The organism is Streptomyces sp. NPDC017890 (assembly GCF_044328675.1).
Taxonomy (GTDB): Bacteria; Actinomycetota; Actinomycetes; order Streptomycetales; family Streptomycetaceae; genus Streptomyces.
This window is the reverse complement of sequence record NZ_JBIRHU010000010.1, coordinates 114,459-127,984: the sequence shown is the minus strand read 5'-3', so window position 1 is coordinate 127,984 and position 13,526 is coordinate 114,459. Positions and strand designations below refer to the sequence as shown.

Below are 13,526 nucleotides of genomic sequence, written 5' to 3'. Positions count from 1 at the left end.
GTCACCTGGGCGACCTGGCGGTTCACTCTCCGGGGCGTACGGTGTTCTCGACAGACGGGCGGCCCGGGGCGACACTTGTCCGGCCCCAGGCCCTGGAGGAAAGGTGTCAGCGTGCCCCGCCGCAGAATCGGCTTCTGGTACCGCCTGGCCGCGGTGATCTGCAAACCGCCGCTCGTGGTTCTGATCAAGCGGGACTGGCGGGGAATGCACAACATTCCGGCCGACGGCGGATTTATCACCGCCGTGAACCACAATTCGCACGTCGACCCCTTCGCGTACGCGCACTATCAGTACAACACCGGTCGCGTCCCGCGATTCCTGGCGAAGAGTGGCCTTTTCAGGAAAGGCTTCGTCGGCGCCGCGATGCGGGGCACCGGGCAGATCCCCGTCTACCGCGAGAGCACGGACGCGCTGAGCGCCTTCCGGGCCGCGATCGACGCCGTGGAACGCGGCGAGTGTGTCGCCTTCTATCCCGAGGGCACCCTCACCCGCGACCCGGACGGCTGGCCGATGACCGCCAAGACCGGTGCCGCGCGCGTCGCCCTGCAGACCAAGTGCCCGGTGATTCCGGTCGCCCAGTGGGGCTGCAACGAACTGCTGCCGCCGTACGCCAAGAAGCCCAGCCTCCTCCCGCGCAAGACCCACCAGGTGCTCGCGGGGCCGCCGGTCGACCTGTCGCGGTTCTACGACAAGGAGATGACCGCGGAGGTGCTGAAGGAGGCCACCGAGGTCATCATGGCCGCCGTCACCCGCCAGCTGGAGGAGATCCGCGGCGAGAAGGCGCCCGAAACCCCCTACGACCCGCGCCGGGAGCGGATCGAGCAGCGGCTGCGGACGCAGAGGCAGGCCAAGGCCCAGACTCGGGCCCAGGCGCAGACACAGACGACGCGGGCACACACGCAGGGACCGCGGGCAGAAGGGCAGAGCACGTGAGCAAGCCCGTCAAGGCGGCCGTCTTCGGCACCGGATCGTGGGGCACGGCCTTCGGCGCGGTCCTCGCCGACGCGGGGTGCGACGTCACCCTGTGGGGGCGCCGTGCCGCACTCGCCGACGCCGTCAACTCCACCCGGACCAACCCGGACTACCTGCCCGGCGTGGAACTCCCCGCGAACCTGCGGGCCACCACCGACGCCGCCGAGGCCGCGCGCGACGCCGACTTCACCGTCCTCGCGGTCCCGTCCCAGACGCTGCGCGCCAACCTCGCCGACTGGACGCCCCTGCTGGCGCCCGGCACCGTCCTGGTGTCGCTGATGAAGGGCGTCGAACTCGGCTCCGCGATGCGGATGAGCGAGGTGATCGAGGACGTCGCCAAGGTCGGCGCCGAGCGCATCGCCGTGGTCACCGGACCCAACCTGGCCCGGGAGATCGCCGCCCGCATGCCGGCCGCCGCCGTGGTCGCCTGCCCCGACGAATCCGTCGCCCAGCGACTTCAGACCGCCTGCCACACACCGTACTTCCGCCCGTACACCAACACCGACGTCATCGGCTGCGAACTCGGCGGCGCCGTGAAGAACGTGATCGGGCTGGCCGTCGGCATCGCGGACGGTATGGGCCTCGGCGACAACGCCAAGGGGTCCCTCATCACGCGCGGCCTCGCCGAGACCACGCGCCTCGGGGTCGCCCTCGGCGCCGACCCGCTGACGTTCTCCGGACTGGCCGGTCTCGGCGACCTGGTGGCGACCTGCTCCTCGCCGCTGTCCCGCAACCACACCTTCGGCACCAACCTCGGCAAGGGCATGACCCTTCAGGAGACCATCGCGGTCACCAGGCAGACCGCCGAGGGCGTCAAGTCGTGCGAGTCGGTGCTCGACCTGGCCCGCAGGCACGGAGTCGACATGCCGATCACCGAGACGGTCGTCGGCATCGTGCACGAGGGCAAGCCTCCGGTGGTCGCGCTCAAGGAGCTGATGTCGCGCAGCGCGAAGCCGGAACGACGCTGAGCGACGCCGGAACGGAACCTGGTCGCGACCCGCGCCACGCGGCCCCCGGGACGCTGTCTCGGGGCCCTACGGGCGGGTACTCTCGACGCGATATGAGCACCGAGAACCTCCCCCAGAGCCCCGAGCAGCCGCCTCGCAAACCGCGTGTGGCCGTCGTGTTCGGCGGGCGCAGCTCCGAACACGGGATCTCCGTGGTCACGGCCGGCGCCGTCCTCGCGGCCATCGACCGGACGAAGTACGACGTCCTGCCGATCGGCATCACCAGGGACGGCCGCTGGGCCCTCACCGCCGACGAACCGGAACGCATGGCGATCACGGATCGCCGTACGCCCGACGTCGAGGAACTGGCCGAGTCGACCGAGGGCGGCGTGGTCCTGCCCGTCGACCCCGGCAACCGCGAAGTCGTCTACAGCGAACCCGGTTCGGTGCCCAAGGCGCTGGGCGAGGTCGACGTCGTCTTCCCCGTGCTGCACGGCCCGTACGGCGAGGACGGCACCCTCCAGGGCCTGCTGGAGCTGTCCGGTGTGCCGTACGTCGGCGCGGGCGTGCTCGCCTCCGCCGTCGGCCAGGACAAGGAGTACATGAAGGCCGTGTTCACCTCGTACGGGCTGAAGGTCGGCCCGTACGAGGTGATCCGGCCCCGCGAGTGGGCGCAGGACCGCTCCGCGGCCCGCGCGAAGATCGTCGACTTCGCCGGCGAACACGGCTGGCCGCTGTTCGTGAAGCCCGCCCGCGCGGGGTCGTCGATCGGCATCACCAAGGTCGACGACCTCTCCGGACTCGACGAGGCGATCGAGGAGGCCCGGCGCCACGACCCGAAGATCCTCGTGGAGGCCGCGCTGCGCGGCCGGGAGATCGAGTGCGGGGTGCTGGAGTTCGAGGACGGCCCCCGGGCCTCCCTGCCCGCCGAGATCCCGCCGCCCTCGGAGCACGCGTACTACGACTTCGAGGCCAAGTACATCGACTCCACCCCCGGCGTCGTGCCCGCCCCGCTCACGTCCGAGGAGACCGCCGAGGTCCAGCGGCTCGCAGTGGCGGCGTTCGACGCGGCCTCCTGCGAGGGACTGGTGCGCGCGGACTTCTTCCTCACCGAGGACGACGAGTTCGTGATCAACGAGATCAACACGATGCCCGGCTTCACGCCGATCTCCATGTACCCGCAGATGTGGCAGGCGAGCGGCGTGAGCTACCCGGAGCTGGTGGACCGGCTGGTCCAGGCGGCGCTGCGGCGGTCCACGGGACTGCGCTGACGTACCGCTGGGATCAGCTCGTCGCACGGCCCGGAAGGCGATCCCCGAGGGGATCGCCTTCCGCGCGACCGGTGGGGCGCGTACGTCCCTCCGTGGGTCGCCCCGCCCCGCAGCGCAGTATGATCAGCGGGTTTTCCAGTTCGCCATCCGCCGACGTCAGCGTCTTGTCCGCGTTCCGCCACGGCTTGGTGACCGACGTGCCCGGGCCTGGAACCGCCGCCGACTCGCTGTCGTCTGCTGAGGGAGCAGCCTGCGGCGGCGACCAGCGGTGCGGGAGCGAGCGGACGGAAGGGGGCTAGAGATGAACGACCGGACAGGTCAGGGTCCGGGTGATGCCGTCCACTTGCTGGACCTTGGCGACCACCATGCGACCCAGGTCGTCGACGGTGTCGGACTGGGCGCGGACGATGACATCGTAGGGTCCTGTCACGTCCTCTGCCTGGATCACGCCAGGGATCTTGCTGATCGTCTCGGCGACGGTCGACGCCTTGCCGACCTCCGTCTGGATCAGGATGTACGCCTGTACCACGAAACCTCCAGAGCGGCCGCGAGGATCATGCGGGGAAAAGGAACGCCACGGTATCGCGTCGCCGCTCTCCGCGGGGAGACCCGCGGGGCACGGGCCTCGCGCGCCGGGGTGCCGGAATGACACGGGTTGACGGCCGGGCCGACCGTGGCGGCGGTCGTTTTGCCCGTGACGGGGACGGCGACGGTCATTCGACCGTAACGAGGACAGAGATGACGCGCGACCGGGCACGGACAGGGACAGAAGGGGAGCCAAGGCAATGAAGGGCACTGTTGGTGAGCTCGGGGAGTTCGGGCTCATCAGGGAGCTCACCTCCCGTCTCACCACCACCCCGGCGGTCCGCGTAGGCCCCGGGGACGACGCCGCGGTGGTCGCCGCGCCCGACCGCAGGGTGGTGGCCAGCACCGACATCCTGGTGGAAGGGCGGCACTTCCGCCGTGACTGGTCCACCGCGTACGACGTGGGCCGCAAGGCGGCGGCGCAGAACCTCGCCGACATCGCCGCCATGGGCGCGGTACCGACCGCGCTGCTGCTCGGCCTGGTCGTGCCCGCCGAACTGCCGGTGACCTGGCCGACCGAGCTGATGGACGGGCTGCGCGACGAGTGCCAGGTCGCGGGTGCCTCCGTGGTCGGCGGTGACGTGGTGCGCGGCGACACGATCACCGTCTCCATCACCGCGCTCGGTGACCTGCGCAACCTGGAGCCCGTCACCCGCGGTGGCGCCCAGCCCGGCGACCTCGTCGCGGTGACCGGCTGGCTGGGCTGGTCCGCGGCCGGGTTCGCCGTGCTGTCCCGGGGCTTCCGTTCGCCGCGCGCCTTCGTCGAGGCCCATCGCCGCCCGGAGCCGCCGTACCACGCGGGACCGGCCGCCGCGGGCCTCGGTGCCACCGCGATGTGCGACGTGAGCGACGGACTGATCGCCGACCTGAGCCACATCGCGGAGGCCAGCAAGGTCAGGATCGACATCCGCTCCGGGCAGATCGACATCCCGTCCCAGATGAACGACATCGGCCAGGCCGTCGGCGTCGACCCCATGCAGTGGGTGCTCACCGGGGGAGAGGACCACGCGATCGTGGCGACCTTCCCGCCGGACGTGAAGCTGCCCGCCCGCTGGAAGGTCATCGGCGAGGTCCTCAACCCCTCCGCACTGCCCCAGGTGACCGTCGACGGGGCGCCCTGGACCAGCAAGGGCGGCTGGGACCACTTCGGCGAGGACGTGGAGTCATGAGCCTGCCCCTGGTCCTCACCGTCGCCGGCTCCGACTCCGGCGGCGGCGCCGGCATCCAGGCCGACCTGAAGACGATGCTCGCCCTCGGCACGCACGGCATGAGTGTGCTCACCGCCGTGACCGCGCAGAACTCGCTCGGCGTGCAGGGCGCCTGGGAGCTGCCCGTGGAGGCGGTGCGGGCCCAGTACCGCAGCGTCGTGGACGACATCGGCGTCCAGGCGGTCAAGACCGGGATGCTCTCCTCCGCCGATCTGGTCGAGACGGTCGCCGAGTTGATCGGCGGCACCGACGCCCCGGCCGTCGTCGACCCGGTCGGTGTCTCCAAGCACGGGGACGCGCTGCTCGCCGCCTCCGCCCTGGACTCCGTACGCACCAAGCTGCTGCCGGTGGCGACCGTCGCCACCCCGAACCTCGACGAGGTCGGGCAACTCACCGGCGTACGGGTCGAGTCCGACACCGATCTGCGCCGCGCGGCGGCGGCCGTGCTGGAGTACGGTCCGCGCTGGGTCCTGATCAAGGGCGGCCATCTGCGCGGCGACGCCGTGGATCTGCTCACCGACGGCTCCGAGGAGTACTGGCTGCGCGCACCGCGCCTCGACAACCGGCACACCCACGGCACGGGCTGCACCCTCGCGTCGGCCGTCGCGTGCGGGCTGGCGAAGGGGCGGTCGGTGCCGGACGCGGTCGCGGCGGCGAAGGAGTACGTCACCGGGGCGATCGGGGCCGGATTCGCGCTCGGCGCCGGCATCGGACCGGTCGACCACGGCTGGGCGCTCGGGCGGGACCACGGCTGAGCGCCCGGGAGGGGAGGGGGCGGCGTAGGGCGGGACTGCCTGCCGCGCCAGGTTCCCGGCACGGCAAAAAGCCGGCCCACCCGGAGATGGACCGGCTCAATGCAGCGGACCAGGCCGTGGCCGCGCGCTCAGCTGACGCGTCAGCGCGAGACCTTGCCGGCCTTGATGCACGAGGTGCAAGCGTTCACGCGCTTCGGCGTCCCGCCGACCACGGTACGCACACGCTGGATGTTCGGGTTCCAGCGACGGGACGTACGGCGGTGCGAGTGCGAGATGTTGTTGCCGAAGCTCGGCCCCTTGCCACAGACGTCGCAGTTGGCAGCCACGGGTCACTCCAAAGACTTCAGATGCACTTACGGTTGACCCCGGCATGCCGGGATCAAGGTTCCGGAGCCGCGAACGGTCCGGTATCTGAGTGGCGGTGCCAGGGGGGAGAGCCCGATCGGGATCGGGCAACCGGAGCAGCATACAACGGCTGCTCCCGTACAACGAAACTACCACGGCAGCTCAGAGGCCCGTCCCCGGCCCTCTTCCGGCGGACACCCTCCCAAGGTCTACGCTGCCTGCCACGTCCAGCAGCTCAGGGAGGCGCAGGTGGCGCAGGTGCCGCAGAGGTTCTTCGACGCTCTGGCGGTGCGCACCTGGTGCGGTCTGTCGCTGCGCGCGCTGGGGCGGGCGCGTGAGGAGATCGACGCGATCAACGTCTATCCGGTCGCGGACGGGGACACCGGCACGAACCTGTATCTGACCGTCGAGTCGGCCGTCGCCGCCGTGGAGGCCGTGTTCGCGGCGCACGAGGTGGACGCCGGGGAACCGGACGACGGCGACGGTCCTTCGCTGGCCGATGCCGTGGGTGCCATGGCGCACGGCGCGCTGATCGGCGCGTGCGGCAACTCGGGGACGATCCTCGCGCAGCTGCTGCGCGGTATGGCCCAGGTGCTCACCGCCGGGGACGAGCCCGCTCACACCGATGGTCCGGGCCTGCGGCTGGCCCTGCGGCATGCCGCGGAATCCGCCCGGCAGGCCGTGGCCCACCCGGTCGAGGGCACCGTTCTGACCGTCGCCTCGGCCGCCGCCGACGCCGCCGAGGCGGCCGAGGGGGCGGAGGGCGACTGCGCGGCGGTGGCCCGCGCGGCCTACGCGGGAGCCCGCGAGGCGCTCGCCGCGACCCCGGGCCAGCTGCCCGTCCTGGAGCGCGCCGGAGTGGTCGACGCCGGCGGACACGGCCTTGTGACGGTGCTCGCGGCCCTGGTGGAGACCTTCACGGGCCGGGCGCCGGGGCCCGGAGCGAGCGTCGTGCCGCACGCGCGCGTGCCGCACGACGGCGAGCACCCGCCTGGGGAGTGCGCCGTGGAGGAGGGAGACGGGAACGGTCCCGCCTTCGAGGTGATCTACCTTCTGGAGGCCGAGGACGCTGCCGTGGCACGGCTGCGGCAGCGACTCGACGCCCTCGGCGACTCGCTCGTCGTGGTGGGCGGCGACGGCCTGTGGAACGTCCACGTGCACGTCGACGACGCGGGCGCCGCCGTGGAGGCGGGTGTCGAGGCCGGGCGGCCGTACCGGATCCGCATCACCCACTTCGGGCACGGCGACGCACGCGCCACCGGGACCGGGCGCCCGCCCCGGGAGCGCACCCAGCGCGCCGTGGTGGCAGTCGTGCCCGGGGAGGGCCTGGCCGGGCTGTACACCGAGGCCGGCGCGACCACCGTGCTCGCGCGCCCCGGGGAGCCGCCCGCCAGCGGGGAACTCGTCCAGGCCGTACGACGGGCCCACGCACGCGAGGTCGTGCTGCTGCCCAACGACGCCGAACTGCGCCACACCGCCGCGGCCGCGGCCGAGCAGGCCCGCGCCGAGGGCATCCGCGTCGCCCTCATCCCGACCCGCTCCGCGGTCCAGGGCATCGCCGCGCTCGCCGTGCACGAACCCGAGCGACGCTTCGACGAGGACGTGGTGGCGATGACCTCGGCGGCCGGCGCCACCCGTTACGCCGAGGTCGCGATCGCCGAACGCCAGGCCTGGACCACGGCCGGCATCTGCCAGGCCGGCGACGTGCTCGGCCTCGTGGACGGCGACGTGGCCGTGATCGGCGCGGACGTCACGGAGGTCGCCGCCACCGTCCTGGACCGGATGCTCGCGGCCGGCGGCGAGCTGGTCACCCTCGTCCTCGGTGACGAGGCCCCCGAGACCGTCGCCGCCCACCTGGAGGCCCGCGTCCGCGAGACGTACCTCGCCGTCGACACGGTGGTCTACCGGGGCGGGCGGCAGGGCGCGCCGCTGCTGATCGGCGTGGAGTGACGCGGCGCATACCGGAGCGTCCCGGCGTTTCCCAGGGGTTTCCCCGGGAGGTGTGGGGCCGTTGTCAGTGGCGTGGTGTGCAATGGATCTCGTGCCCGCACTGCAAGAACCCCTGAAGAAGGTGCTCGGCCCCGCCACCGCGAAGGTGATGGCCGAGCATCTCGGCCTGCACACCGTCGGTGACCTCCTCCACCACTACCCCCGCAGATACGAGGAGCGCGGCCAGCTCACCCACCTCGCCGACCTGCCCATGGACGAGCACGTCACGGTGGTGGCCCAGGTCGCCGACGCCCGCCTGCACACCTTCGCCTCCGCCAAGGCGCCGCGCGGCAAGGGGCAGCGGCTCGAAGTGACCATCACGGACGGCAGTGGACGCCTCCAGCTGGTCTTCTTCGGCCACGGCGTCCACAAGCCCCACAAGGAGCTGCTGCCGGGCACCCGCGCGATGTTCGCGGGCAAGGTCTCCGTCTTCAACCGCCGGCTGCAACTGGCCCATCCCGCTTACGAGTTGCTGCGCGGCGGTGACGACGACGGGGCCGAGAGCGTCGAGTCCTGGGCGGGCGCCCTCATCCCCCTCTACCCGGCCACCGCCAAGCTGGAGTCCTGGAAGATCGGCAAGGCGATCCAGACGGTGCTGCCCAGCGCGCAGCAGGCCGTCGACCCCCTCCCAGGCTCCCTGCGCGAGGGGCGTGGCCTGGTCTCCCTCCCCGAAGCGCTCCTGAAGATCCACCGCCCGCACACCAAGGCGGACATCGAGGACGCCCGTGCCCGTCTGAAGTGGGACGAGGCCTTCGTCCTCCAGGTCGCCCTCGCCCGCCGTCGCCACGCCGAGACCCAACTCCCCGCCGTCCCCCGGAAACCGAGCCCGGACGGCCTGCTCACGGCCTTCGACGACCGCCTCCCCTTCACCCTCACCGACGGCCAGCGGAAGGTCTCCCGGGAGATCTTCGACGACCTCGCCACCGACCACCCGATGCACCGGCTGCTCCAGGGGGAGGTCGGATCGGGAAAGACGATGGTGGCCCTGCGCGCCATGCTCGCCGTCGTGGACGCCGGCGGGCAGGCCGTGATGCTCGCGCCCACCGAGGTGCTCGCCCAGCAGCACCACCGGTCGGTCGTCGAGATGATGGGGGAGCTGGCCGAGGGCGGCATGCTCGGCGGCGCCGAACACGCCACCAAGGTGGTGCTGCTGACCGGCTCGATGGGCGCCGCCGCCCGCCGTCACGCCCTGCTCGACCTGGCCACCGGCGAGGCGGGCATCGTCATCGGCACGCACGCGCTGATCGAGGACAAGGTGCAGTTCCACGACCTCGGTCTGGTCGTCGTCGACGAACAGCACCGGTTCGGCGTCGAGCAGCGCGACGCCCTGCGCGGCAAGGGCAAACAGCCGCCGCACCTGCTCGTCATGACCGCCACTCCCATCCCGCGCACCGTCGCCATGACCGTCTTCGGCGACCTGGAGACCTCCGTCCTGGACCAGCTCCCGGCCGGCCGCTCCCCGATCGCCAGCCATGTCGTCCCCGCCGCCGACAAGCCGCACTTCCTCGCCCGGGCCTGGGAGCGGGTCCGCGAGGAGGTGACGGGCGGCCACCAGGCGTACGTCGTCTGCCCGCGCATCGGCGACGAGGACGACGACCCGAAGAAGAACACCAAGCAGCCCTCTGAGGGGGACGCGGAGAAGCGGCCCCCGCTCGCGGTCCTCGACATCGCCGAGCAGCTGGCCGAAGGCCCGCTCCAGGGCCTCAGGGTCGAAGTCCTGCACGGCCGCATGCAGCCCGACGACAAGGACGCGGTCATGCGCCGCTTCGCCGCCGGGGAGACCGACGTCCTGGTCGCGACGACCGTCATCGAGGTCGGCGTCAACGTCCCCAACGCCACCGCGATGGTGATCATGGACGCCGACCGCTTCGGTGTCTCCCAGCTCCACCAGCTGCGCGGCCGCGTCGGCCGAGGCTCCGCCCCCGGCCTGTGCCTGCTGGTCACCGAGATGCCCGAGGCGAGCGCGGCCCGGCAGCGCCTGAACGCCGTCGCCGGCACCCTCGACGGCTTCGAGCTCTCCCGCATCGACCTCGAACAGCGCCGCGAGGGCGACGTCCTAGGCCAGGCCCAGTCCGGCGCCCGCACCTCCCTGCGCGTCCTCGCCGTCATCGAGGACGAGGAGATCATCGCCGAGGCGCGGGAGGAGGCGGTGGCGGTGGTGTCCGCCGACCCCGAGCTGACCGGCCTGCCCGGTCTGCGGACGGCCCTGGACGCCCTCCTGGACGAGGAGAGGGAGCAGTACCTGGAGAAGGGCTGAGAGACTGGGGACGGACACCGCCCGTCCACCCGAGCACGTCGAACACCGACAAGGATCCAGAGATGACCCGCGTGATCGCCGGCAAGGCCGGCGGACGCCGCCTCACCGTTCCGTCAGGGACCGGCACCCGCCCCACCTCCGACCGTGCGCGCGAGGGCCTCTTCTCCACCTGGCAGTCCCTGCTGGGCGGCCCGCTGGACGGCGAGCGGGTCCTCGACCTGTACGCCGGTTCCGGCGCCGTCGGCCTGGAGGCGCTGTCCCGGGGAGCGGGGCACGTCCTGCTCGTCGAGGCCGACGCCCGCGCCGCCCGTACGGTCCGGGAGAACGTCAAGGCGCTCGGCCTGCCCGGTGCCGAGGTCCGGGCGGGCAAAGCGGAACAGATCATCCGCACTCCGGCCCCGGCCGAGCCGTACGACATCGTCTTTCTGGACCCCCCGTACGCCGTCTCGGACGACGATCTCCGGGAGATCCTGCTCACACTCCGCACGGAGGGGTGGCTCACCGGGGAAGCGCTCGTCACCGTGGAGCGCAGCACCAGGGGCGGCGAATTCCGCTGGCCGCACGGCTTCGACGCGATCCGGGCCCGTCGCTACGGCGAGGGAACGTTTTGGTACGGTCACGCCGCCTCTACGTGCGAAGACGCACGATGACCGGACCGGAGAGCGAGGGAACTCAAGTGCGCCGCGCCGTCTGTCCCGGGTCATTCGACCCGATCCACAACGGACACCTCGACATCATCGCCCGTGCCTCCAGCCTCTACGACGAGGTCTACGTCGCGGTGATGATCAACCGGTCCAAGAAGGGCCTGTTCGAGATCGAGGAGCGGATCGACCTCATCCGCCAGGTCACCGCCGAGTACGGGAACGTCCGCGTGGAGTCCTTCCACGGTCTGCTCGTCGACTTCTGCAAGCAGCGCGAGATCCCGGCCATCGTCAAGGGCCTGCGCGCCGTCAGCGACTTCGACTACGAACTCCAGATGGCCCAGATGAACAACGGCCTCTCCGGCGTCGAAACCCTGTTCATCCCCACCAACCCCACCTACAGCTTCATGTCGTCCTCCCTGGTCAAGGAGGTCGCGACCTGGGGTGGCGACATCTCCCACCTGGTGCCGCCGCTGGTCCTCGAAGCCCTGTCCGAGCGCCTGCGCAAGGACTGAGCGAGCCCCCGCGCCCGCCCCGCAGCTCCCGGAGGCTGACAATCCGTCACCCGGTGTCCCCCGGACACCCCAGGGTCGTACAGTCGTCCCGTCCGTCTCCAACACAGCTGTAGAGAGTGGCGAGCACACACGGTGGACGTGCAGAAGAAGCTCGACGAGATCACCGCGATGGTCTCCGGCGCCCGCGCCATGCCCATGTCGGCCTCGTGCGTGGTCAACCGCGCCGAACTGCTCTCGATGCTCGAAGAGCTGCGCGCCGAGCTGCCCGGTTCCCTCGCCCAGGCCCAGGAGCTGATCGGCGACCGGGAGCAGATGGTCGCGCAGGCCCGCCAGGAGGCCGACCGCATCATCGAGGGCGCGCACGCCGAGCGCGGTTCCCTGATCTCCGACACCGAGGTCGCCCGTCGTTCCCAGGCCGAGGCCGACCGGATCCTCACCGAGGCCCGCCAGGAGGCCGAGGAGGTCCGCGCCGAGGCCGACGACTACGTCGACTCCAAGCTCGCCAACTTCGAGGTCGTCCTCACCAAGACCCTCGGCTCCGTGGGCCGGGGCCGTGAGAAGCTCCTCGGCACCGGACCCGGCCTCGACGAGAACGGCTACGAGGACGAGGACGCCCCCGAGCGCAGCCACGACCCGGAGACCCTGCGCCGCGACGCCGACACCTACGTCGACACGAAGCTCGGCGCCTTCGAGGCCGTACTGGCCAAGACCCTGGACGCGGTCGGCCGGGGCCGCCAGAAGCTGCACGGCCGCATCGCCACCGACGACCTCGGCGCCCTCGCGGACGACCTGACCACCGTCCAGCACTCCAGCGACGCGGACTACCTCGCCGACCTCGCGGGCCTCTCCGACGCCCCCGCCGGGCAGCCCCGGCAGCGGGAGTACGGCGAGCAGCAGCCGGCGGCGGCCCAGGTACCGGTACAGGCCGTGCCGGAGATGCCGTCGCAGCAGCCGGAGTACGGCTACGCCCAGCAGCCCGATCCCTACGCCGGCTACCAGCAGACCTACGGGGGCCAGCCGGACCCGTACGGCTACCAGCAGCAGACAGCGGACCCGTACACCTACCAGTACGACCCCCAGCAGCACGCGTACGACGGCGGCGGGCAGGGCTACGCACAGCCCCAGCAGCCCGCACAACCCGCTCAGCCTCCGCAGGCTCAGCCGCAGACCCTCGACGAGACCAGCCTCTTCGACACCAGCATGATCAGCGCCGAGCAGCTGAGGGCCTACGAACAGGGGCGCGGCCTCTAGCCCGCGCACCGGTCCCACGGCCGGATTGGGCCGTGAGCGAATGGTCCAGTATCCTGGCTCTTCGGTCGCGTGTACGTCCGCGATCGGCGCTGCCCGGGAACACCGAAGGGCAGTCCCCCAAGCTACGAAGACCGAAAGCAGGAATGGTTCTGAACGCGCGCCTCGACCACCGCAACCCTCTCGTGTTCGATACACACGAGCTGGGACGGCGGCCCGGTGCGCTGCAGCGCCTGACCCGCACGGTCGACGCTCCCCGGGACTTCGGTATCCAGGGAGTCATCGGAGTGCCGGAAGGCGCCCCGGTGGAACTCGATCTCCGGCTCGAGTCGGTCATGGAAGGGGTGCTCGTCACAGGCACCGCCCGTGCCAAGGCCGAGGGGGAGTGCGTAAGGTGTCTGGAGCCGCTCGAGCAGCAGCTTGTGGCGGACTTCCAGGAGATGTTCTCGTACCCTGACGCCGACGACCGGGGCCGCCCTGTGGCGGAACCGGCCGACGACGCCGAGGAAGACGAGGACAGGCTCTTCGTCGAGGACGGACTGATCGGCCTCGAACCCGTGCTGCGCGACGCGGTGGTGCTCGCACTGCCGATGCAGCCGGTGTGCCAGGAAGACTGCCCGGGTCTGTGCTCCGAGTGCGGAGCACGCCTGGCGGACGACCCGGACCACCACCACGACGCCGTCGACATTCGTTGGGCGGCTTTGCAGGGACTCGCCGGTTCACTCGGAGACGGCGAGAAGGACGAGATGAGCGGCGCCGAACCTGGCGTCGACGAGAAGCAGGAGAAGTAGCC

13 protein-coding genes are annotated in these 13,526 nt (G+C 71.5%); 11 read left to right on the top strand and 2 right to left on the bottom strand.

Annotated elements, in window-relative coordinates; all coding sequences use genetic code 11:
* Window positions 1-111: 111 nt before the first annotated feature.
* The 3 genes from ACH4F2_RS15330 to ACH4F2_RS15320 all read left to right on the top strand — a co-directional run bounded on the left by ACH4F2_RS15330 (window position 112) and on the right by ACH4F2_RS15320 (window position 3,190).
* Complete coding sequence (locus ACH4F2_RS15330; protein WP_398133189.1) at window positions 112-933, top strand: 1-acyl-sn-glycerol-3-phosphate acyltransferase; 822 nt, start codon at window positions 112-114, stop codon at window positions 931-933.
* The gene (locus tag ACH4F2_RS15325) at window positions 930-1,940 is read left to right on the top strand and encodes an NAD(P)H-dependent glycerol-3-phosphate dehydrogenase (RefSeq protein WP_398133188.1); all 1,011 of its coding nucleotides are present in this window, start codon (window positions 930-932) and stop codon (window positions 1,938-1,940) included. Before ACH4F2_RS15330 ends, ACH4F2_RS15325 begins: the two co-directional genes overlap by 4 nt.
* Before the next feature lie 92 nt (window positions 1,941-2,032).
* A complete protein-coding gene (locus ACH4F2_RS15320; RefSeq protein ID WP_398133187.1) occupies window positions 2,033-3,190 on the top strand; it encodes a D-alanine--D-alanine ligase family protein in 1,158 nt (385 codons plus the stop codon).
* A 295-nt stretch (window positions 3,191-3,485) separates the two neighbouring features.
* On the opposite strand, the gene ACH4F2_RS15315 is transcribed toward ACH4F2_RS15320, so the two are convergent.
* Window positions 3,486-3,719, bottom strand: coding sequence for an Lrp/AsnC family transcriptional regulator (locus tag ACH4F2_RS15315; protein ID WP_053137604.1), 234 nt, complete (start codon window positions 3,717-3,719; stop codon window positions 3,486-3,488).
* A 256-nt stretch (window positions 3,720-3,975) separates the two neighbouring features.
* Between ACH4F2_RS15315 and ACH4F2_RS15310 the strand changes: the two genes are divergently transcribed.
* Both ACH4F2_RS15310 and thiD read left to right on the top strand, forming a co-directional pair.
* Window positions 3,976-4,944: a thiamine-phosphate kinase gene (locus ACH4F2_RS15310; RefSeq protein WP_398133186.1), complete on the top strand. Its 969-nt coding sequence runs from the start codon at window positions 3,976-3,978 to the stop codon at window positions 4,942-4,944.
* Window positions 4,941-5,738, top strand: a complete 798-nt coding sequence (gene thiD / locus ACH4F2_RS15305; RefSeq protein WP_398133185.1) for a bifunctional hydroxymethylpyrimidine kinase/phosphomethylpyrimidine kinase — start codon at window positions 4,941-4,943, stop codon at window positions 5,736-5,738. Before ACH4F2_RS15310 ends, thiD begins: the two co-directional genes overlap by 4 nt.
* A 140-nt stretch (window positions 5,739-5,878) precedes the next feature.
* On the opposite strand, the gene rpmB is transcribed toward thiD, so the two are convergent.
* The gene (gene rpmB / locus ACH4F2_RS15300; protein WP_013000438.1) at window positions 5,879-6,064 is read right to left on the bottom strand and encodes a 50S ribosomal protein L28; all 186 of its coding nucleotides are present in this window, start codon (window positions 6,062-6,064) and stop codon (window positions 5,879-5,881) included.
* A gap of 268 nt (window positions 6,065-6,332) precedes the next feature.
* On the opposite strand from rpmB, the gene ACH4F2_RS15295 reads away from it, so the two are divergent.
* The 6 genes from ACH4F2_RS15295 to ACH4F2_RS15270 all read left to right on the top strand — a co-directional run bounded on the left by ACH4F2_RS15295 (window position 6,333) and on the right by ACH4F2_RS15270 (window position 13,524).
* Entirely contained in the window at window positions 6,333-8,033 is a 1,701-nt protein-coding gene (locus ACH4F2_RS15295; protein WP_398133184.1) for a DAK2 domain-containing protein, read from the top strand.
* An 82-nt stretch (window positions 8,034-8,115) separates the two neighbouring features.
* Entirely contained in the window at window positions 8,116-10,329 is a 2,214-nt protein-coding gene (gene recG / locus ACH4F2_RS15290; RefSeq protein ID WP_398133183.1) for an ATP-dependent DNA helicase RecG, read from the top strand.
* Between the two features lie 62 nt (window positions 10,330-10,391).
* Window positions 10,392-10,979, top strand: coding sequence for a 16S rRNA (guanine(966)-N(2))-methyltransferase RsmD (gene rsmD, locus ACH4F2_RS15285; protein ID WP_398133182.1), 588 nt, complete (start codon window positions 10,392-10,394; stop codon window positions 10,977-10,979).
* A gap of 26 nt (window positions 10,980-11,005) precedes the next feature.
* Window positions 11,006-11,485, top strand: coding sequence for a pantetheine-phosphate adenylyltransferase (gene coaD, locus ACH4F2_RS15280; protein ID WP_398133310.1), 480 nt, complete (start codon window positions 11,006-11,008; stop codon window positions 11,483-11,485).
* Window positions 11,486-11,617: 132 nt separating this feature from the next.
* Window positions 11,618-12,736: a cell division initiation protein gene (locus tag ACH4F2_RS15275; protein WP_398133181.1), complete on the top strand. Its 1,119-nt coding sequence runs from the start codon at window positions 11,618-11,620 to the stop codon at window positions 12,734-12,736.
* A gap of 143 nt (window positions 12,737-12,879) precedes the next feature.
* Window positions 12,880-13,524 carry a YceD family protein gene (locus tag ACH4F2_RS15270; RefSeq protein ID WP_398133180.1) on the top strand — a complete coding sequence of 215 codons (645 nt, stop codon included), beginning with the start codon at window positions 12,880-12,882 and terminating at the stop codon, window positions 13,522-13,524.
* Window positions 13,525-13,526: the final 2 nt, after the last annotated feature.

Coding starts and splice junctions, on each gene's coding strand:
- thiD (WP_398133185.1), top strand. CDS start 4,941: ATGAGCCTGCCCCTGGTCCTCACCGTCGCCGGCTCCGACTCCGGCGGC.
- ACH4F2_RS15270 (WP_398133180.1), top strand. CDS start 12,880: ATGGTTCTGAACGCGCGCCTCGACCACCGCAACCCTCTCGTGTTCGAT.
- rsmD (WP_398133182.1), top strand. CDS start 10,392: ATGACCCGCGTGATCGCCGGCAAGGCCGGCGGACGCCGCCTCACCGTT.
- ACH4F2_RS15320 (WP_398133187.1), top strand. CDS start 2,033: ATGAGCACCGAGAACCTCCCCCAGAGCCCCGAGCAGCCGCCTCGCAAA.
- recG (WP_398133183.1), top strand. CDS start 8,116: ATGGATCTCGTGCCCGCACTGCAAGAACCCCTGAAGAAGGTGCTCGGC.
- ACH4F2_RS15310 (WP_398133186.1), top strand. CDS start 3,976: ATGAAGGGCACTGTTGGTGAGCTCGGGGAGTTCGGGCTCATCAGGGAG.